Origin of the sequence: Corynebacterium mastitidis DSM 44356 (assembly GCF_000375365.1) — a bacterium.
Classification (GTDB): domain Bacteria; phylum Actinomycetota; class Actinomycetes; order Mycobacteriales; family Mycobacteriaceae; genus Corynebacterium; species Corynebacterium mastitidis.
The window spans coordinates 266298-286633 of record NZ_AQXB01000002.1 but is presented as its reverse complement, the minus strand read 5'-3'; the positions used below and the strand labels follow the sequence as shown (position 1 = coordinate 286633).

The 20336-nt window shown below is 71.5% G+C and carries 17 protein-coding genes and 1 tRNA gene; 14 read left to right on the top strand and 4 right to left on the bottom strand.

Translation table 11 applies throughout. The annotated features are described in order from the left end of the window. Positions 1-2: 2 nt before the first annotated feature. Positions 3-1304 carry a C1 family peptidase gene (locus tag B140_RS0103690; protein WP_018118005.1) on the bottom strand — a complete coding sequence of 434 codons (1302 nt, stop codon included), beginning with the start codon at positions 1302-1304 and terminating at the stop codon, positions 3-5. Between the two features lie 300 nt (positions 1305-1604). On the opposite strand from B140_RS0103690, the gene B140_RS12930 reads away from it, so the two are divergent. The 9 genes from B140_RS12930 (at position 1605) to B140_RS0103635 (ending at position 13036) form a co-directional block, all read left to right on the top strand. After that, a complete protein-coding gene (locus B140_RS12930; RefSeq protein ID WP_018118004.1) occupies positions 1605-2909 on the top strand; it encodes a glycosyltransferase family 87 protein in 1305 nt (434 codons plus the stop codon). A 3-nt stretch (positions 2910-2912) separates the two neighbouring features. Further along, the gene (locus tag B140_RS0103680; protein WP_018118003.1) at positions 2913-4313 is read left to right on the top strand and encodes a glycosyltransferase 87 family protein; all 1401 of its coding nucleotides are present in this window, start codon (positions 2913-2915) and stop codon (positions 4311-4313) included. 107 nt (positions 4314-4420) lie between these two features. Continuing rightward, positions 4421-4801 carry a DUF1304 domain-containing protein gene (locus B140_RS0103675; protein ID WP_018118002.1) on the top strand — a complete coding sequence of 127 codons (381 nt, stop codon included), beginning with the start codon at positions 4421-4423 and terminating at the stop codon, positions 4799-4801. A gap of 444 nt (positions 4802-5245) precedes the next feature. Further along, the gene (locus tag B140_RS0103660) at positions 5246-5338 is read left to right on the top strand and encodes a potassium-transporting ATPase subunit F (protein WP_018118000.1); all 93 of its coding nucleotides are present in this window, start codon (positions 5246-5248) and stop codon (positions 5336-5338) included. Then, entirely contained in the window at positions 5335-6996 is a 1662-nt protein-coding gene (kdpA, locus tag B140_RS0103655) for a potassium-transporting ATPase subunit KdpA (RefSeq protein WP_018117999.1), read from the top strand. Before B140_RS0103660 ends, kdpA begins: the two co-directional genes overlap by 4 nt. After that, complete coding sequence (gene kdpB / locus B140_RS0103650) at positions 6993-9173, top strand: potassium-transporting ATPase subunit KdpB (protein WP_018117998.1); 2181 nt, start codon at positions 6993-6995, stop codon at positions 9171-9173. Before kdpA ends, kdpB begins: the two co-directional genes overlap by 4 nt. Next, complete coding sequence (locus B140_RS0103645; RefSeq protein WP_018117997.1) at positions 9170-9793, top strand: potassium-transporting ATPase subunit C; 624 nt, start codon at positions 9170-9172, stop codon at positions 9791-9793. Before kdpB ends, B140_RS0103645 begins: the two co-directional genes overlap by 4 nt. A gap of 11 nt (positions 9794-9804) precedes the next feature. Continuing rightward, entirely contained in the window at positions 9805-12354 is a 2550-nt protein-coding gene (locus tag B140_RS0103640; protein ID WP_018117996.1) for a DUF4118 domain-containing protein, read from the top strand. Next, on the top strand, positions 12344-13036 hold the full coding sequence (locus B140_RS0103635; RefSeq protein WP_018117995.1) for a response regulator: 693 nt from the start codon (positions 12344-12346) through the stop codon (positions 13034-13036). Before B140_RS0103640 ends, B140_RS0103635 begins: the two co-directional genes overlap by 11 nt. A 39-nt stretch (positions 13037-13075) precedes the next feature. Here the strand turns inward: B140_RS0103635 and B140_RS0103630 are convergent, their stop codons facing one another. Both B140_RS0103630 and B140_RS0103625 read right to left on the bottom strand, forming a co-directional pair. Further along, entirely contained in the window at positions 13076-13393 is a 318-nt protein-coding gene (locus B140_RS0103630; protein ID WP_018117994.1) for a hypothetical protein, read from the bottom strand. A gap of 292 nt (positions 13394-13685) precedes the next feature. After that, positions 13686-13758 (bottom strand) — tRNA-Thr (locus B140_RS0103625). A 258-nt stretch (positions 13759-14016) separates the two neighbouring features. Here B140_RS0103625 and thrE point away from each other — a divergent pair. The 5 genes from thrE (at position 14017) to otsB (ending at position 19220) form a co-directional block, all read left to right on the top strand. Then, the gene (gene thrE / locus B140_RS0103620) at positions 14017-15492 is read left to right on the top strand and encodes a threonine/serine exporter ThrE (protein WP_018117993.1); all 1476 of its coding nucleotides are present in this window, start codon (positions 14017-14019) and stop codon (positions 15490-15492) included. A 105-nt stretch (positions 15493-15597) separates the two neighbouring features. Further along, the gene (locus B140_RS0103615; protein WP_018117992.1) at positions 15598-15981 is read left to right on the top strand and encodes a hypothetical protein; all 384 of its coding nucleotides are present in this window, start codon (positions 15598-15600) and stop codon (positions 15979-15981) included. Between the two features lie 65 nt (positions 15982-16046). Continuing rightward, a complete protein-coding gene (locus B140_RS0103610; protein ID WP_018117991.1) occupies positions 16047-17549 on the top strand; it encodes an alpha,alpha-trehalose-phosphate synthase (UDP-forming) in 1503 nt (500 codons plus the stop codon). Further along, the gene (locus B140_RS12925; protein ID WP_018117990.1) at positions 17546-18058 is read left to right on the top strand and encodes a hypothetical protein; all 513 of its coding nucleotides are present in this window, start codon (positions 17546-17548) and stop codon (positions 18056-18058) included. The genes B140_RS0103610 and B140_RS12925 overlap by 4 nt, the downstream gene beginning before the upstream one ends. A 100-nt stretch (positions 18059-18158) precedes the next feature. Next, entirely contained in the window at positions 18159-19220 is a 1062-nt protein-coding gene (otsB, locus tag B140_RS11850; RefSeq protein WP_018117989.1) for a trehalose-phosphatase, read from the top strand. Here the strand turns inward: otsB and B140_RS0103595 are convergent. Next, positions 19217-20305, bottom strand: a complete 1089-nt coding sequence (locus B140_RS0103595) for a LacI family DNA-binding transcriptional regulator (protein WP_018117988.1) — start codon at positions 20303-20305, stop codon at positions 19217-19219. The two genes, otsB and B140_RS0103595, sit on opposite strands and share 4 nt — an antisense overlap. Positions 20306-20336 lie beyond the last annotated feature (31 nt).

The following is a 20336-nucleotide window of genomic DNA, read 5'->3' as shown; positions in this document are numbered from 1 at the left end:
CCCTAGGCCATCGCGTCCCACAGGGGCAGCAGCGTGGGCTCCTCGTCCAGCGCCGCGCGCAGGTGCGGCAGCACGTGGCGGCGATGCACCGCCACCGCAAAGGCGTTCTGCTCAAACCACTCCTGGGACATCGTGGCGTAGCCCTTGTCCGCCGCCTCGTTCTTGGCGCTCTGCTTCTTCTCACCCCAGGAGTTCTCCACCCGCCAGCGGGCCGGGGCGGCGTCGTACCCGCTGAGCACCATCGCGTGCGTGAGCACGGACTCGAAGGTCTCCATGCGCTGCGCCTTGGTGGTGGCGGTGTCCACGCCGTAGAGGGCGTCGCGCTCCAGCAGCCCCTCGTCCCACACGCCCATGTCCCGGTGGAACTGGCGGTTCACGTCGCAGGCGAACCACACCGGCTCCCCCGCCGCCACGCTATCGCGGGCCGCCCGGGTAAGGTCCGCCATCTCAACGTTGAGGTAGGTAAACGGCTCCGTGCCCGGCACGCTCGTCTGGGTGTCAATGGCGTAGCGACGCCCCACCCGGCGCTGCGGCCGGGGATCGTGCCCCAGCACCACGTACTCCCCCAAGTCCCCCGGAAGATACCGGCGGGCGAACTCCACCGGGGTCAACTCGCCCTCGCGGTGAAACTCCCCCTCCTTGTCCCGGTACTGCCACACGAAACTCTCCGGCGGCACCCCCAGATGAATCACCAGCACCCGGTGCGCGGCGCGCAGCACCTCCTCCTTGGTGGTGACGCCCTGCCTCAGGCGCGCCACGCCCCGGCGCAGCACCGTGTTCAGGTCCCGGCGCAGGTGCACGGTATGGGAGCTGGACTGCGTCTCCGGCATGGCGTACTTGGGCACCGCGCCGTAGCGCTCTATGAGGTGCACCGCGTAGTTCCACTCCCCGCCGTCGCCCACCGGGGCGCTCAGCAGGGCGTGGGCGCGGCGATCGTCAAGATCCCCCAGGTGCTCCTCGATGGCGTCGAGGAACACCTCGGCCTTGCCCAAAAGGTCATAGAACTGGAGGTACGCCTCGGAGAACTCGAAGTCCCGCACGCCCATGTCCCGTGCGATCCGGTGCCGGAACACGTTGAGCGCGGCAAACATCCAGCAGCGGCCCGACTGCTTCTGATCCGTCACTTTGAGGGAATCGAGCTTGGCCTCCGTAACGGGGTGCAGCGCCACCACCGCCCTGCGGTTGAGCGCCACCTCGTCCACGTCCGTGACGGTCACGGCGTTGGTGGCCATGCGCACCTGCGGGGTATCGGCGGACTCGCGCAGGCGCGCGAGGTCCTGCGCGGTGAGGGTGAAATCAGGCATGGTCTGAACAATAACAAACACGGGGTGACCGGGACCTCACTTCAAGGAGAGGGGTGACGGGCGGGGCGCCTCCCCACCCGGACCCCATGACGCCCGCCACATCCCTCGCACGCCCCACCGGCAACGCGCCCACCGCTTCTTAAGGCCGCCACCCCACCCGCTAACATCAAGGGAGTCAGTGGCGATAACACCGAAAAGGGGTTTCCCACCCCGTGTCCCCTCGCCTCCCCTCATCTGAAAAGTAGCTCTATGCCACGCCGCTCTCTCCACAGGATCCGCGTTTTCAGCCCCGTTACCCTCGTGTTTGCTTTCTTCTTCGGGGCCGCGAACGCGGCGGTGTGGTTCCGCAGCCAGTCCACGGATGACTGGGCCTCCCTCTGGATCGCCGGGGAGATGGTGGTGCGCGGCGATACCCACCTGCTCTATGACATCTGGGAGAAGGACTTCTCCCGCTGGACCACGCGGGTGTGGAACGCCTACGTGGAAAATAACGCGGACTACCGCTTCCCCCACCCCTACGTCCACATCCCCTTCGTGGCCTGGTTCGTCTCCCTGCTCACCAGGGTCATGAGCTACGGAACCTCGGAGGTCATCCTCACCTTCGCCCAGGGCTTCTGCCTGGTCACCCTGGTGGCCTCCGCCTATACCCTGTGGTTTAAAAAGACCATGCGCCTGCCGCACCTCGCGGCGGCCACCGTGGTGCTGTGGCTCACCGCCGCCTTCCAGCTCTCCTCGGACATCGGCCAGACCACGCCGCTGATCCTGGCGGCCATCGCCTACGGCCTCGCCATGGCGGCGCACCGCCCCGCCCTCTCCGGGTTCGTGCTCGGCATCGCGGCGGCCATCAAGCTCACCCCCTTAAGCCTGTTGCTTCCCCTCGGCATGTTCCGGGCCACCCGGCGCGCGGGGGTGGTCACGGCGCTCACCGCGGCGTCGATCGTGGCGCTGTCCTTCTTCCTCGGCGGGCGGGCCGTGTTCGGTGAGTGGGTGCACACCCTGACCTGGCTCAACGGCAGCGGCATCGTGGACAAGGTCAATCAGAGCTTTGTCTCCGTGTTCCTGGAGCCCAGCGTGGACCGCACGCTGCAGATGGGCAAGCGCACGGAGGAGCTGTTCGTGCCCATCGTGGAGGACATTCCCGCCTGGATACCCTGGATTCCCCGGATGGTCACCGTGGTGGGGCTGGCGGGCGTGTGCTGGGCGGCGCTGCGCAACCGGGAGCGCGCCTTCGAGATCCTGTCTGTGGGCGGGTTCACCCTGGCCACCCTCACGGCGAGCATCATGTGGACGCACTACCTCATCATCGTGGCGCTGCCCATCATGGGCACCCTCGCCCACACGCCCCGGCACCGCGCGCCCGCAGTGTACACCGCGCTCGCGCTGTTTACCGCGCTGCTCCTGCCGCCCCTGGCCCAGGAGTCGCCCTTCTATGTCCCCTGGCTGGGCCTGGTCTCCCTGTCCCTGCACCTGACCCTGTTCCTGCTGGTGGCCGGGGCGCCGCGCACGCGGTGCCGTTCCCCGCACCGGCATCACCGCCCCCGCGACCTTCGCGGCGCGGCGGGCCTCCTGCGGCGCCGCGCTCGGGCAGAAAGGATCGCCTCCTAAACCATGCGCTCTTTCACGGTATGCTCTCCGGCGATCCTCGCCCTGGCGGCCTTCGCCGCGCTCATCAACGCCCTGCTGTGGAGCACCCAGGGGGCGGACGCGGACCTGCACGCCCTGTGGAACGCGGGCGAGCTGGTGCGCACGGACCGCACCTACGACCTCTACGACGCCTCGGCCTACCGGGGCAGGCCCTTCTTCGCGCTGCCCCTCCTCGCCGTGATCGCGGCTCCGCTCACCGCCGTGGTACCCCTCGGGGCGGCGCAGTTCCTGCTGGCCGCGGCCCAGGGATTCTGCCTCGTGCTGTTCCTCGCCTCGGCCTACTACTTCTGGGCCAAGCGCCCCGCGTCGCTGGCCTGGCTGGCCCCGGCCGCCACCCTGGCGTGGTTCAGCGCCGCGTTCCAGATCGGCAGCGCCAACGGCAGCCTCATGCCCCTCGTGCTGGCGGCCACCGCCTGGGCGCTCGCCGTGGCCCCCACCCGCCCCGCGCGCGCCGGGGTGGCCCTGGGCGTGGCCTCCGCCCTTGCCCTGGTTCCCCTGGTGCTCGTGGTTCCGCTGCTGCTGTGGCCCCGGACCCGCCTCGCGGGGGCCTGGGCGGCGGTCGGCGCGGGGGCCGCGGTGGTGCTCTCCGCGCTCTTCGCCGGGTTGAACAGCGTGCGGTCGTGGGTGGGGCTGCTGGGCGACGTCGGCGGCGGGGCCGTGCTCAGCAAGGAGAACCAGGCGTTCAGCGCCATCATCATGGGCGCGCGCGAGTCCCTTCCGCGCGGCGTGAGCACCCGCGTGCTCGCGGACTCCCCCGGCTGGGTGCACCTCATCGCCCTGCTGACCGCCCTGCTCCTCGCGGCGGCGGCCTGCTGGCTGGCGGGGCTGCGGCGGGCGTACGCCCAGGAGATCCTGCTCGTGGGCTGGCTGTGCGCCGCCTGCCTGGCGTCGCCTCTGCTGTGGGTCTCCTCCCTCCTGGTGCTCGTGCTTCCCATCGTGGGGGTGCTCGCGATGGTGCGCGCGCGGCGCTACCAGGACGCGCTGTGGACGCCGCTCGCCCTCGTGGCGCTGCTGCTCTTCTGGCCGCTGGCCTCCACCACGAGCTTCGAGGACGACGGCATGGAGCTGCCCTGGGGCGGGCTGCTGGCGGCGTTCCTCGTCAGCGTCCTGTTCCTCCTGGCCGCGGCGGCACCGGGGCCCGGGGAGGCCCCCACCGCCCGGTTAGAGCAGGACGCTGCCCCCGTTCCCGCCGGGGGCGGCGACCCCCATTCCCAGGCGCGCACGTGGTACCGGCTGGGCACGCAGGCCTCCCGGGACTTCCTGAGCAGCCTGCCCACGCCGGGAGAAGCCCACGCCGCGCCGGGCGAATCCCACGCCGCGCCGTCGGAAGGCGCCGGGCGTGGCGGCCAAGCCAGGGACCAGTAGCGGAATAAACCCCGCCCCGCGCCCGTTGGGTGGTAAGGACTAACACGCACCCCGCCGTGGCCTCGCCGCCCCGGGGTATGCTTCCTGCCCTACCCCGAAAGGACCCCATGCTCATCGCCGGATTCGCCCTCGCCCTCCTCGCGGCGCTCGTTCACGTCTTTATCTTCTATCTGGAGTCCTTCGCCTGGGAGGGGGAGAGGGCCCGCGCCCTCTTTGGCACCACCCCGGAGTCCGCGCGGCTGACCAAGTTCAACGCCTACAACCAGGGCTTTTATAACTTCTTCCTGGCCGCCCTCGTGTTCGCGGGCCTGGTGGCGCTGCCGTGGAGCCGCACCGTGGGGCTGACCCTCGCGCTGGCCGGGGTGACCCCCATGCTGGCCGCCGCCACGGTGCTCTTTGTTTCCTCCGCCCCGCACCGCGCCGCCGCGATCAAGCAGGGCGCCTTCCCGCTGCTGGCCACGGTGTTCCTGCTGCTCGCCGCCTTCTAAAAGGTCCGCGCGATGCGCTAGGATAGACCAAAATCTTTCCCTCTACGCAAGGAGCCCCCATGCTGAGCTCAAGCTTCGGCCTCTTCGACGTCGCCGGCGATCTCGTTTCCTACTACCTCGCCAGCATCAACAGCCTGCTGCACGGGTTCGCCCCCGTGCCGCCGCTGTCCTGATACCCCGGGGCTCGCCCGGGGCCGGTCACCCCGCCGCCCCACAAGGCCCCGCGCCCGGTTCCGCCTCGGTTCCGGGCGCTTCGTCGTTCCCGCCCTCCGCGAGCCCTCTCCCCCCTGGGTATCGCGCGGCGTCAAGATTGCGTCAAGATCACCGGGCACGGCCGCGCCGCAGGTTTAGTTTGTTGCGCATGGTTAGTGATCTTTTCTACCTCGCCCTCACCGGCGGGATCTTTTTCTGCCCGCTCCTGGCGGTCAAGGGGGTGGACTCGCTATGACGTGGGATAGCCTGCTAGGCCTCGTCCTAGGCCTGGCCTCCCTGGGGTACCTCATGGTGGCCCTCGCGCGCCCGGAGGATTTCTCATGATCCCCGCCGTGCTCGACGCCCTGCGCTGCGCCGCCCCCGTCCTCCTCGTCCTCGTGGCACTCGCGGGGGCGTACCTGCCGCTGGGGGCCTACATGGCGCGCGTGTTTAGCAGCCCGCGCCACACCCTCGCGGAGCGCGCCGTCTACCGCCTGCTCGGGGTGCGGCCGGACTCCTCCCAGCAGTGGACCCGCTACGCGGCGGGGGTGCTGGTGTTCTCCGCGCTGAGCCTGGTAGCGCTGTACCTCCTGCAGCGGGCGCAGGGCCTGCTGCCGCTTGCCCGAGGGATCGAGGCGGTGGCCCCCGATCAGGCGTGGAACACCGCCGCCTCGTTCGTCACCAACACCAACTGGCAGTCCTACTCCGGGGAGACCACCATGAGCCCCCTGGTGCAGATGACCGGCCTGGCGGTGCAGAACTTCCTCTCCGCCGCGGTGGGCATCAGCGTGGCCATAGCCCTCGTGCGCGGCCTGTCCTGCCGGGACGCCCAGGGGCGCATCGGGAACTTCTGGGTGGACCTCACCCGCTGCGTGCTGCGGGTGCTGCTGCCGCTGGCCGCCCTCGCGGCGGTGGTGCTGCTGAGCCAGGGGGTCATCCAGAACCTCGCCCCCGCCTCGGTGGTGCACACCGTGCCGGGCGGCACACAGGTGATCCCGGGCGGGCCGGTGGCCTCGCAGGAGGCGATCAAGGAGCTGGGCACCAACGGCGGCGGCTACTTTGGCGCCAACTCCGCGCACCCCTTGGAGAACCCCACGGCGGCCTCCAACCTGGTGGAGGTGTTCCTGATCCTGCTCATCCCGGTGAGCCTCACCCGCACCTTCGGGATCATGGTGGGCGATCGCCGCCAGGGCTGGGCGCTCCTGGGCGCGATGGGGGCGCTGTTCCTGGCCTCCCTCGGGGCCGTCCTCGCTCTGGAGGCCTCCTCCGCGCACGCCCTGGAGGGCCGCGAGCTGCGCTTCGGAGTGCTTCCCTCGGCCTTCTTCGCAGTGTCCACCACCCTAACCTCCACGGGGGCCGTAGACTCCTTCCACTCCAGCTACACGCCGCTGGGCGGCGGCGTGCTGCTGCTGAACATGCTACTGGGGGAGATCGCCCCGGGCGGCGTGGGCTCCGGGCTCTACGGCATCCTCGTCGTGGCCCTGCTCACGGTGTTCCTCTCCGGGCTCATGGTGGGGCGCACCCCGGAGTACCTGGGCAAGCGGATCGGGGTGGCGCAGATCATCAGGGTGTGCCTGTACACCCTGGTCATGCCCGCCGCCGTGGTGGGCGGGGTGGCGCTGAGCGTGGTGCTGCCCGGCACCCGCGCCAGCCTGTCCACCGCCACGGATTCCCCGCACGCCCTCACGGAGCTGGTGTACGCCTTCGCCAGCGCGGCCAACAACAACGGCTCCGCCTTCGCCGGGTTGGACGCCAACACCCCGTGGTTCAACACCGCCCTGGGGGTGGTCATGCTGCTGGGCCGCTTCCTGCCCATGCTGATGGTGCTGGCGCTGGCGGGCTCGTTCGCCGCGCAGGCCCCCGCACCCGCCTCCTCGGGCACCATGCCCACGCACCGCCCGCTGTTCGTGGGGCTCGTGGTGGGGGTGGCGCTCGTCGTGGGGGCGCTGACCTTCCTTCCCCTGTTTGTTCTCGGCCCACTCGCGGAGGCTCTCACGCTATGAATAAGCACGCTCTTCTCACCGCGCTGCCCGTCGCGGCGCGCAAGATGGACCCCCGCAGCCTCGTCCGGGTGCCCGTGATGTTCCTCGCGGAGGTGGGGGCCGCGTTCCTCCTGGTCCTCGGGGTGGCCCGCCCGAGCTTTTTCACCTTCTTCCTCTCCGCCTGGCTGTGGGCCACCGTGTTCTTCGGGGTGTTCGCGGAGAGCCTCGCGGAGGGGCGCGGCAAGGCCCAGGCGGCGTCGCTGCGCTCCTCGCGCTCCACCACCACCGCGCGGCGCCTCCGCCCCGAGGAGACTCACGACGCCGCTCTGGCAGCGTTAGCCACGGCTTTGAGCACGCCTCCGGGCACCACCCCGCCCGGCGAGGTGGTGGGCTCCGACGCCCTGCGCCGGGGCGACCGCGTGCTAGTGCTCGCGGGCGAGTCCATCCCCGCCGACGGCGACGTGGTCGCCGGGGCCGCCACGGTGGACGAGTCCGCCATCACCGGGGAGTCCGCCCCGGTGATCCGGGAGTCCGGCGGGGATCGCTGCGCGGTCACCGGCGGCACCACGGTGCTCTCCGACGGGATCGTGGTGGAGATCACCAGCGAGCCGGGGCAGAGCTTCATGGACCGCATGATCGGCCTGGTGGAGGGCTCGCAGCGGCGCAAGACCCCCAACGAGCTGGCGCTGGGCACCGTGCTCACGGTGCTCACCATGATCTTCGTGCTGGTGGTGCTCACCCTGGCCCCCATAGCGGCCTTCGCCGGGGCTCCGCAGTCCCCGGTGGTGCTGGTGGCGCTGCTGGTGTGCCTCATCCCCACCACCATCGGGGCCCTGCTCTCCGCCATCGGCATCGCCGGGATGGACCGCCTGGTGGGGCGCAACGTGCTGGCAATGTCCGGCCGCGCCGTGGAGGCCGCCGGGGACGTCTCCACGCTGCTGCTGGACAAGACGGGCACCATCACCGTGGGCGATCGCCGCGCCGTGGACCTCGTCCCGGTGGGCGCCACCCCGGCCGCCGAGTTCACGCTGGCCTGCCAGCTCTCCTCGCTGGCCGACGAGACCCCGGAGGGCCGCTCGGTGGTGGCGCTCGCGGACGAGCGCACCTGCCCGCTGCCGCAGGAGAAGCGCCGGGGCCTGACCTTCATCCCGTTCACCGCGCAGACCCGCATGAGCGGGGTTCGGCTGAGCGCGCGGGAGCGCATCGTCAAGGGCGCCGCGAGCGAGGTCTGCGCCCTGGTGGAGCGCCTCGACCCGGACAACCGGGGCGACCAGGGTCGCCAGGACGGCAAGGACGATAAGAACGGCCCCGGCGCCGCCGGGGCCAACCCCACGCACCCCGCGCACCCGGTGGAGCAGGCGCGCGGCATCGCCCGCGAGATCAGCTCCTCCGGCGGCACCGCCCTGGTGGTGGCCCGCCTGTTCTGCGACGCCTCGGATAAACCCTGCGGCGGCGAGGTGCTGGGGGTGATCCACCTCAAGGACGTGGTCAAGCCCGGCATGACCGAGCGCTTCGAGCAGCTTCGCGCCATGGGCATCCGCACGGTGATGATCACCGGCGATAACGCGCTGACCGCCAGGGCCATCGCCGCCGAGGCGGGGGTGGACGACGTGCTGGCGGAGGCCACCCCGGAGGACAAGCTGGCGCTGATCCGCAGAGAGCAGGCCGCCGGACACCTGGTGGCCATGACCGGCGACGGCACCAACGACGCCCCGGCGCTGGCCCAGGCGGACGTGGGCGTGGCGATGAACACCGGCACCTCCGCCGCCAAGGAGGCCGGGAACATGATCGACCTGGATAGCGACCCGACCAAGCTCATCGACATCGTGCACATCGGCAAGCAGCTCCTCATCACCCGGGGCGCGCTCACCACCTTCTCCATCGCCAACGACGTGGCCAAGTACTTTGCCATCATCCCGGCGATGTTCTCCGCCGCCTTCCCCGGCCTGGGCGCGCTCAACGTCATGGGCCTGCACAGCCCGCACACCGCCATCGCCTCCGCCGTGATCTTCAACGCCCTGGTCATCCTGGGCCTGATCCCCCTAGCGCTGCGCGGGGTGGCCTATCGCCCCCGCAGCGCGGCGGCCCTGCTGCGGCGCAACCTCGCGGTCTTTGGCCTCGGCGGCGTCCTCGTTCCCTTCGTGGGCATCAAGCTCATCGACCTTCTCCTCACCGCTTTCCTGGGAGGCCTGCTGTGATTCCGTTTTCTCGCGTGCTGCACACCCTGCGCGCCGGGGCCGTGGCCCTCGCGCTGTTCACCGTGCTGCTGGGGCTGTGCTACCCGCTGGCCCTGGCCGGCGTGGGCTCCGCGTTCTTTCCCCGCCAGGCGGCGGGCTCCCTGATCGAGGACGCTTCGGGCCGCCCGGTCGGCTCCGCCCTGCTCGCCCAGCAGCCCGTTTCCGGTAGGGAGGCGGACTCCTGGTTCTATCCCCGCCCCAGCGCGGGCGAGGGGCAGGCCTCCAACGCCTCCCCCGCGGACCCCGCCTACCTCTCCCTGGTGGAACAGCGCCGCCGGGAGGTCTCCGAGCGCGAGGGCATCGCCCCGGAGCGCGTGCCCGCCGAGGCGCTGGCCGCCAGCGGATCGGGGCTCGACCCGCACATCTCGCGGGCCTATGCTGAGGTGCAGGCGCCCCGGGTGGCCCGGCACGCGGGCCTGCCCGAGGAGACGGTGCGCCGCCTCGTGGCGCAGAACGCGCAGCCCTCGGCGCTGCGCGGCTCGCTCGGCTCGCCTAACTCGGACCCGGTGAACGTCACCACGCTCAACGCGGCCGTGGCGCGGTGCCGCGAGAACCAGCAGAACCACCCGACGATCGGCTAAGGACCACCCCGGTGAACCACGGCGATTCCCCCGAGCCCTCCCCGCGCGGGCGCCTGAAGATCTACCTGGGCTTCGCGCCCGGCGTGGGCAAGACCTGCGCCATGCTCAACGAGGCCCACGAGCTGAGCGCCCAGGGCCGCCGGGTGCTGGTGGGGGTGGTGGAGGATCACGGCCGCCCCCGCACCGCCGCCCTGGTGGAGGGCCTGGACGTGCTGCCCCGGATACCGCAGGCGGGCCATCAGGGCGGGCGCTACGGGGAGCTGGACGTGCAGGCCGTGCTGGACGCCCGGCCAGATACCGTGCTGGTGGACGAGCTGGCGCACACGGTGATGGGCGGCCCCGGGGCGCCGTCGGCCAAGCGCTGGCAGGACGTGCACCACATCCTCGACGCCGGGATCGACGTGCTGAGCACCCTCAACATCCAGCACGTGGAGTCCCTCAACGACGTGGTCTTTGCCATCACCGGGGTGCGCCAGCGCGAGACGCTGCCGGACCGAGTGCTGCGCGAGGCCGACCAGATCGAGCTGGTGGACCTCTCCCCCGACGCCCTCCGGGTGCGCCTGGCGCGCGGGCTGGTCTATCGCGGCGAGGCAGCCCAGCGCGCCCTGGACCACTACTTCCGCCTGGGCAACCTCGCCGCGCTGCGGGAGCTGGCCCTGCTCTGGCTCGCGGACAAGGTGGAGGAGGGCATGGCCCAGTACCGCCCCACCAACCCCGAGCAGTCCGCCTGGCCCACCCGGGAGCGCGTGGTGGTGGGGGTCTCCGGCGCGCCCGGCTCCGAGGCGCTGATCCGGCGCGGCGCGCGCATCGCCGGGCGCGTGGCCGACCGCGAGCTGGTGGTGGTGCACGTCACGGTGGAGGACGACACCGCCCCCGCGCGCCCGCCCGCCTCCCTGCGCCGCCTCCAGGACCTCGCGGAGGACCTGGGCGGCAGGTGGCGGGTGATCGCAGGCGACGAGGTGGCCGCCACCCTGCTCGGCTTCGCGCGCACCCAGGGGGCCTCGCAGCTCGTCATCGGCCTGGGAAAGCGCCGCCTGCGCCCGTGGCGCGCGCAGATAAGCAGGCAGATCATCGATCAGGCGGGGCACACGGACGTGCACATCGTGGCCACTGAATCCCCCGGCGGGCCAGACCCCGCGCCTCGCCCGCCCAGGGCCCGGCTCAGCGGGCCGCGCCGGGCCCTGGGCTGGGCCGTGGCGGCGCTGGCCCCGCCGCTGGCCACGGTGGGGCTGACGGCGCTCAACCCGGGCCCGGACTACGTGGGCGCGGTGCTGCTGGGCTACCTCACCATCGTGGTCTTTGCGGCCCTGGCCGGCGGGCTGCGCCCGGCGCTGCTCGCCGTGGCCTCCGGCTCCCTGCTGGTGAACTGGTTTCTCACCACCCCGGAGCACACGCTGACCATCACGGAGCCGGAGTCCCTCATCAGCCTCGTGTTCTTCCTGGTGGTCGCGGTGTGCGTGGCCTGGGTGGTGGACGTGGCCGCGCACCGGGCCCAGCAGGCCCGGCGCCGCCAGGCCCAGGCGATCATCCTGGCGGACCTCGCACGCGGGGCCATCCACGAAGGGGATGACCTCCCCTCGCTGCTGCGCCACATCCGGCAGACCTTCTCCCTGGACCGGGTGGACCTGCAGCGCCACTCCCCGGAGGGCCACCGCTGGACCACCCTGGAGTCCACCGAACACGGCGGGCTGCGGGAGACCTGGGAGCCCCGCCACGGGCACCGGGTGGAGCTGGGCGCACACGTGCGGCTCGTGGTGAGCGGGCGCCACCTCACCCCCGCCCACCTCTCCATGCTGGAGGCGCACGGCGCCCGCATCGCCGCGATCCTGGACCGCCAGGAGCTCGACGCCGTGCGCCGCGCCGCCGCGGCCTTAGAGGCCGGAAACCGCGCGGGCTCGGCCCTCCTCGCCGCCGTCTCCCACGACCTGCGCACCCCGCTGGCCAGCATCAAGGCCGCCGTCTCGGGCCTGGCGCTGGGCGACGTCCCCCTCCCCGAGCAGGCGCGCGCGGAGCTGATCGAAAGCATCGAGGAGTCCGCCGATAGGTTGGAGACGGTGATCGGCAACCTCCTGGACATGAGCAGGCTCAACTCCGGGGGCCTCGAGCCCCACCGGCGCGCGCTGCGGGCCGCCGAGGTCGTGGACGCCCTGCTGCGCGAGCAGCCGGAGCTGCGCGGAGAGATCGCCGTGGAGGTACCGGGTAACCTGCCGCCGATCCTGGGGGACTTCGGCCTGCTGCAGCGCTGCCTGGCCAACCTGGTGCGCAACGCCCTGACCCACGGCGGCGCACCCGTGCTCCTGCGCGGCGAGGTCGCCGGGGAGCGCCTCGAACTCCGCGTGATCGACCACGGCCCCGGCATCCCCGAGTCCCATCGCCCCACCCTCTTTACCCCCTTTGCGCACCGCAACAACGCCGGGGCCGGGCTGGGCCTGGGGCTGTCCGTGGTGCGCGGCCTCGTGGAGGCCATGCGCGGCAGCGTCCGCCTCGCCGACACCCCCGGCGGCGGCACCACCATGATCCTTTCCCTCCCGCTTGCCCCGGAGCCCCATGATGAGCGATAACCCCCGCATTCTCCTGGTAGAAGACGACGCCTCCCTGGCCCGCGTGGTGCTCATCCACGTGCGCGCCCGGGGCTACGAGGTCACGGTGGCGCCCACCGCCGCCCAGGCCCTCGACCTGGCGCGGCGGTGGCGTCCCCACGCAGTGATGCTGGACCTCGGCCTACCCGACGCCAGCGGCCTGACCGTGCTGCGCTCCCTGCGCGCGTGGAGCGACGCCCCCGTGCTGGTGATCTCCGCCCGCCACGACCACGAGGGCAAGATCAACGCCCTGGACGAGGGCGCGGACGACTACGTGACCAAGCCCTTCTCCATCGGGGAACTCCTCGCCCGGCTGCGCGCCGCGCTGCGCCGCTGCCCCACCGGGGAGGCTCCCGCTCCCGTGGTGACCACCGGCGACGGCGCGCTGAGCATCGACCTCGCCCGCTGCCTGGTGCTGCGCCACGGGCAGCCGGTGCACCTGACCCCGCACGAGTGGGGGATCGTGGCGCACCTCGCCGGACGGCCGGGGCAGTTGGTGCGTAAGGCGGACCTGCTCAAGGCCGTGTGGGGGGAGTCCTACGGGAAGGAGACGAACTACCTGCGCGTGTACCTTTCCCAGGTGCGGCAGAAGCTGGAGGAGGATCCCACCCACCCCCGGCACTTTCTCACCGAGGCCGGGATGGGGTACCGGTTTGTGGTGTGAGCGCGATCCCGACGCCCTCCCCACTAAGGAAACTCGCGGTCACGCGACGGTCAGTTCGTTTCCTCTCACCGGCACCACGGATTCGAGGTCGTCCCGGACCTCCCATCCCCGATCCGCGCGAAGGGCGGAGCTCAGCGCGGCGCGCAACCCGGCGCTCGCGGCGCTCAACGCGCCCAATCGGCTCTTCTCCGGCACGGAAATCTGCCAGATCGCGCGCAGCTCGTGGAGGTTTGCCACATAGTCGGCCTCCAGCCCGGCCTCATCCAACCCGTCGATAACCCGGTCCAGAAAGTCATCGAACGGCCCCGCCGTTCTCCCCACGCGGGTAAAGGCCTGCGAAAACTCAAACGTGTGCATTCTCATTCCCTTTCCCAGCAGGTTTCCCTGGCGAGCAGGCTCAGCGTATTTCTCAGATAGCGCGGGTCCGACGGAGTAAGGTGAACAGTCTTGATATGGATACCGCACGGGCACTTCATCTTGAAATACTTTCTCCCCTTTGAGACTTTCCACCCGCGCCGCTCGGCATTCCGCAGCAGCTCCTCCGGCTCTTTCCTCGGGTGCCGGGGACGGCGCGGCGCACCGCCCATGTTACTTCCCCCGTACACGGCCATAAAGCCCTTTACCCCCTGCGCTGTCCCCCTGCTCAGAGAGCTGAAGATGGGACTCGAACCCACAACCTACGGTTTACAAGACCGTTGCGCTACCAATTGCGCCACTCCAGCACCGACCCCCACCGCGATTCCCCGCGGCGGCGTCGCCAAAGATGGTACAGGATCGCCGCCCCTTCCCTCTCATCCACGCCCTTTGCCCGCCGTCACCTGCCCGTATGCACCGGCCACGGCGCGCAACTAAAGTTTCTTGCACCACGGTGCCCACTCGGTGCCCGCGCGGGGCTCGCCACGCGGTCCCCGCCCCGGGGCGCCCCGCGTCCGGCACCGCCGCCGACGCCCCTGCACACACCCCGAAGAAAGGCCGTGCGAGTGCCCACCTTCCTTGAACGGCTGAGCGCCTGGCGCAACCAGTCACCCCACGCGGCCACGATCGATACCGCCAAGGCCGCCCCACCGCCCTCCCCCCTGGCCCCGGTGGATCTCACCGATTACAACCAGGTGGCGGGCGTGATGGACCTGGCGGCGCGGATCGGGGATATTCTGCTTTCCTCCGGGACGTCGAATAGCGATACCAAGGCCCAGATGCACGCGGTGACCTCCGCGTACGGCCTGTGGTGGTGCCACGTGGACATCACGATGAACAACATCACGGTGTCCACGCAGATCGGCACCACGCGGAAGTCCCCGGTGACGGTGTTCCGGGTGGTGCGCACGCTCACCACGGACTTTTCCAAGCTCTCCGCGGTGGACCGCCTGATCCGTTCCATTCAGGCCGGGGCCACCCCGCCGGACGTGGCGGAGCGGATTTTGGACGAGATCGAGGCCCAGCCCACCGCCTACGGCCCGGTGACCTCGATCTTCGGCTGGGGGCTCATGGGCGGCGCGGTGTCCATGCTGCTGGGCGGCACGATGCTGGTGGGCGCCATCTCCTTCGTGGCCTCCATCCTCATCATGTGCATGAGCCTCTTTCTGGCCAAGCATCACCTGCCGGTGTTCTTCCAGAACGTCATCGGCGGCGTGATCGCCACCATCCCGGCGGCGCTGTCCTACGCCGCCGCCGCGGAGTACGGGGTGGAGCTGCGGCCGAGCCAGATCGTGGCCTCCGGGATCATCGTGATGCTCGCCGGCCTCACCCTGGTGCAGTCGCTTCAGGACGGCATCACCGGGGCCCCGGTGACCGCCAGCGCGCACTTCTTCGAGACCCTGCTCTACACCGGGGCCATCGTGGCGGGCGTGGCCATCGGCCTTCAGCTCTCCTCCTACGCAGGCATCGCCCTGCCCCCGATGGAGTCGGTGGCCTCGCCCAATCCGGCCTCGCCCGGCACGCGGGTGCTGGCGGGCACGCTGGCCTCCGTGGGGTTTGCCATCGCCTGCTACGCGGAGTGGTCGGCGGTGGCGATCTCCGGCATCACGGCCATGACGGGTTCCGTGTTCTATTACTTCATCTTCTCCCCGCTGGGGATGTCCACCGTGATGGCCGGTTCCACCGCCGCCGTGATTATCGGCTTCGCCGGTGGCCTGCTGGCCCGCCGCTTCCAGGTGCCGCCGCTGATCATCGCCATCGCGGGCATTACCCCCCTGCTGCCGGGCCTGGCGGTGTATCGCGGGATGTACGCCGCGCTCAACGAGCAGATGCTGGTGGGCTTCACCAACATCGCCACCGCGCTGGCCATCTCCTGCGGCCTGGCGGCGGGCGTGGTGCTGGGCGAGTGGATCGCCCGGCGCGTGCGCAGGCCGCAGCGGTTCAACCCGTATCGGGGCTTCCGGGTGGCGGGGCGCGCCACGCTGCAGCAGGCGCAGCAGGCGCGGCAGCAGTTGCGACGCCGCGCCCCGAGGCGTCGGTAGTCCCCCTCCCGGAGCCCCGCCAGGCGGGCGGCACGGATACGCGCGCGGGGGCGGCATAGCGTAGGATGGTGGGCCTGAGTATTGCCCCACGCACCAGGAGGATTCGTGCCGCCCAAGGTTACTGACACCCGCCCGAGCGCCGAGACCCTGCACCGGGTCGAGGAGGAGACCGCCGCCGCCGCGCGCCGGATCGTGGCGAGCTACGCCGAGAACATGCTGGACGGCGTGACGCTGATGTCCATGCTCGGCGTGGAACCGGCGGGGCTGGTGTATCGCAAGTTCGAAGAGGAATACAAGGAGCCGGAGCCGAAGAAGGCCGCCAAGCGCACCCGCAAGTCCACGAAGAAGACCGCGGCCAAGAAGACCACCGCGAAAAAGAGCACGAAGAAAACCACCAAGAAGACGACCAAAAAGACCTCCAAGAAGACCACCGCCAAGAAGTCCACGGCGAAAAAGACCACGGCCAAGAAGACCACCAAAAAGGCCTAGTGGCGGGCGTAACGGGCGCGCCGCCCGGCGCGCAAGGGCGGCCCGAAGGGACTAGCCTGAAAAGCATGGGTGAAAGCAAGAACAACTTTGTGGTGGTGGCCAACCGCCTGCCGGTGGACATGCAGCGCGGCGAGGACGGCTCCCCGCAGTGGGTGCCCAGCCCCGGCGGCCTGGTGGCCGCGCTGTCCCCGGTCCTGGAGAGCCAGCAGGGGTGCTGGGTCGGCTGGCCCGGCGTGATCGACGAATCCCCGGAGCCGTTCCGCACCGAGGGCGGGGTGCTGCTTTACCCGGTGACGCTCTCGGCGGAGGATTACCGGGACTTCTACGAGGGCTTTTCCAACGCCACGCTGTGGCCGCTGTACCACGATCTCATCGTCACCCCGGAGTTTCACCGCGAGTGGTGGGCGGCCTACCGGGAGGTGAACCTGAAGTTCGCGGAGGCCGTGGCGCACGTGGCGGCCGAGGGCGCCACGGTGTGGGTGCAGGACTATCAGCTTCAGCTCGTGCCGGGCATCCTGCGCCAGATGCGCCCGGACCTCACCATCGGCTTCTTCCTGCACATCCCCTTCCCCAGCCCGGACCTGTTCCGCCAGCTTCCCTGGCGCGAGGAGGTGGTGCGCGGCCTGCTCGGCGCGGACGTGATCGGCTTCCACCTGGAGGATAACGCGCGCAACTTCCTCACCCTGGCCGCGCAGGTCTCCGGGTCGGCGGGCTCCCACACGGGGCTGCCGGACACGCTGCGCACCACCGGGGAGGTCTCCACCCGCGCGCTGACGGCGCACGTCACGGCCCCCGACGGCCGCCGGGTGGGCGTGGGCGCCTTCCCCATCTCCATCGACGTCGAGGCGGTGCCGCTGCCCAAGGAGGAGAAGGTGGCCGGGCTGCGCCGCGACCTGGGCGATCCCGACCTCATCCTGCTCGGCGTGGATCGCCTGGACTACACCAAGGGCATCCTGCAGCGCCTGCGCGCCTACGAGGAGCTGCTGGCCGCCGGGGCGCTGCCCCCCAAGACGGTGTTCCTCCAGATCGCCACGCCCTCGCGCGAGCGGATCGAGCACTACCGGCGCACCCGCTCCCGCGTGGAGGAGGCCGTGGGGCGCATCAACGGCCAATACGGCACGCCGGGCCGCCCGGCGGTGGAGTACCTGCACCGCTCTGTGCCCAAGTCCACGCTGGCCACGTACTACGCGGCGGCGGACATCATGCTGGTCACCCCCTTCAAGGACGGCATGAACCTGGTGGCCAAGGAGTACGCCGCCGCCCACCCGGACGGCAGCGGGGCGCTGGTGCTCAGCGAGTTCGCGGGCGCGGCCGAGGAGTTCCCCCAGGCCTACCTGTGCAACCCCTTTGACCTGGAGGCCATCAAGCGCAGCATCCACCGCGCCGCAACCGACCTGCGCGCCAACCCGGAGGAGACCCGCGCGCGCATGACGGCCATGCACCGCCAGGTGCACAGCCACGACGTCAACCTGTGGGCCCGCTCCTTCCTCAGCAGCCTGGCTCAAGCCAGGGACGCCGCGCGGACCGCTCCCGCCCAGCCCGACGCCCCCGCGCCGGAGGAGCGATGAGGCGCGCCCGGTGTGCACGCGCCACCGCGCTGATCGGCGGCGGGGCCGCTGCGGTTGCGCTCGCCGCCTGCTCCCCCGGACACAGCGCGGTGGTGGGGCCCACGTGGCAGGTCACGGGCCTGTACACCGATCCCGGCGAGAGCGGCGATCTGCCCGCCGACGCGGCGGGCCGGGCCGCCCTCTCCTTCGGTGAGGGGACGGTGACCGGCTCCACGGGCTGCTCCCGCATCCAGGGCATCGTGCGCTTTAGCGCGGGGGGCTCCCCCGCCGCCGCGCAGGACGCGGACGCGCTGACCTTCGACCGCGTGGACATCGAGAGCGCAGAGAACACAGGGGACGCCTCCGGGACTCCCTGCGTGGGCGGCGCGGCCCACGTGGACGCCACCCTGCGGGAGCTGCTGAGCGGCGAGTACGCCCTCTCCCGCCCCTCGGAGGCGGAGCTGGTGCTCACCCAGCGCTCGGAGGCGGTGGACGCCCCGGCGATCCGGCTGACCACCAACGCCTCGTAAAAAGGGCCCGGCTCGCCGCCGCGCGCGTCGGGCCTCGTGGCGTCTGCCCCCGCAGCGTCGGGCCTCGGGCTGCCCCACCCCCTCCGGTACCGTGGGGGCCATGTCTCTCCTCAACACCGTCTCCCCCGCCGCCCTCGCCCCCCGCCTGCTGGTGGTCAGCGACTTCGACGGCACCCTCGCCGGGATCAGCGAGGACCCCATGAACGTCCCCGTGGAGTCCGCCTCCATCGCCGCGCTCTCCGCGCTGGCGGGCATGCCCGATACCCGGGTGGTCATCCTCAGCGGGCGCAACCTCGCCCAGTTGGACGTGGTGTGCCCCACCCAGCCCCCGATCGCGCGGGTGGGTTCCCACGGCGCGGAGCCGGAGGGCCACGCGGCACAGCTCGACCCCGAGCAGCGCGCCGCGCTGAACGCCCTGGCCGAGGAACTCGAGGCCCTGTGCGAGGGCGTGGAGGGGGCCTTCGTGGAATACAAGCCCTACCAGCGGGTGTTCCACTACATCCGGGTGCGCGACGAGGCGGTCATGCGCCGCCTGCTCGCGGAGGTGGAGGCGCTCGACCCCCGGGGTACCCACGTCACCTGGGGCAAGCGGGTGGTGGAGTTCTCCGTCTCCACTGCCACCAAGGGCACCTGGATGAGCGAGGAGCAGGAGCGCTGGCGCCCGGACGTCACCGTCTTTGCGGGCGACGACACCACCGACGAGCACGCCTTCAAGGTCATGGCCCCCACGGACCTCTCCGTCAAGGTGGGCCGGGGCGAGACCGCCGCCACCACCCGCGTGGAGAGCATCCACGAGGTCGGGGAGCTTCTCGACGCCCTGGCGCGCGCCCGCGCCGAGCGCCTCAACCCCGCCGCGCTGTGCGTTGCGGATCGCCTCGCGCTGGCCTGCGCGAACATGGCCGCCGTGCTCGCGCAGGCCGCACCCGAGCAGTGGGACGCCCGCGCGCACCGCACCCTTTCCTCCCTCATCGCCCAGGCCCCGCGCCCGGCGGCCGCGTGGGCGGAGTTCACCCGCGCCACCGCCGCCGCGCTGGACGTGGCGGGCGCGGAGAGCGCGGTGGCCCGCGTGATCGCCCGCGACCTGGTGCCCGAGATCGAGGCGCGCGCCCGCGACCTGGCCGCGCAGTGGGGCGCGCGCACCTACCTGGGCGGGCAGGCCTAGCGGGCCACCCGGGGCGGGGCCACCGTGGCCCCGGGGAAGAACTCGGTGCCCAGGATGGTCCGCCGGGCCTCCTCCCCGCCCTGGCGCACGCTTTCGAGCAGCGTGGTTCCGGCGGCCACGCCCTTCATCCGGTTGGGCTGGATCACGGTGGTCAGGCCCGCGCGCAGGGCGGCGGGCACGCCGTCAAAGCCGGTGACGGAGAGATCCCCCGGCACGCTGAGGCCGCGCTCCCGGGCGTAGGCCAGCACCCCGCCGGCCATCGAGTCCGTGGTACACAGCACGGCGGTGAGGTCCGGGTGCGCGCCCAGGAGCTGCTCGGCGGCGGAGCGGGCGCGGGGGGCGTCGTTAATGTGCCTGGTCACCACCGGCACCCCGGCGGGGTCGATGCCCGCCTCCGCGAACACCTCCAGCGCCCCGCACACGCGATCGCGCTGGATGTGCAGCCCGGCGCGGGGCAGGTCGCGGTGGTCGATGAAGCCGTCCACCGGGTCCCGGTGCAGGCGAATGGCGAGGATTCCGATGCGCCGGTGGCCCGCCTCCACGAGGGCGCGGGCGGCGGGCTCGATGGCCCGGCGGTCGTCGATGCCCACGAAGGGCACGCCCTCGATGGTGGTGGGCTGGCCGCAGATCACGGTGGGCAGCCTACGCGCCAGCACGGCGCGCAGGTCCGGATCGTCCTCCGCCACGGAATACACCACGAAGCCGTCCACGGAGGCGCCCGCCACCAGGCTGGTGCGGCGGTGCTCGTGGGCCCCCACCGGGATGAGGGTCAGCGAGACCTCCGAGTCCGCGCAGGCCTCCGCCACCCCGGCGAGGAAGTCCACGGAGGGCTGATCGTCGAAGGCGTAGGTGAGGTCCTCGGTGAGCACCACCCCGATGGCCCCGGCGCGGCCGCTGCGCAGGCTGCGGGCGGTGGGGTCGGGGCCGGTGTAGCCCCGCGCCCGCGCCGCCGCGAGGATGCGGGCGCGCAGCGCGGGGGAGAGCTGCTCGGGGTGGTTATAGGCGTTGGACACCGTGGTGCGGGAGACGCCCAGCTCGGCGGCGAGGGAGGCCAGGGTGGCCTTGTGGGCGGTCCGACGGGGCATAAGCGCAGGTTAGCACGGATCGGGTGGCCCG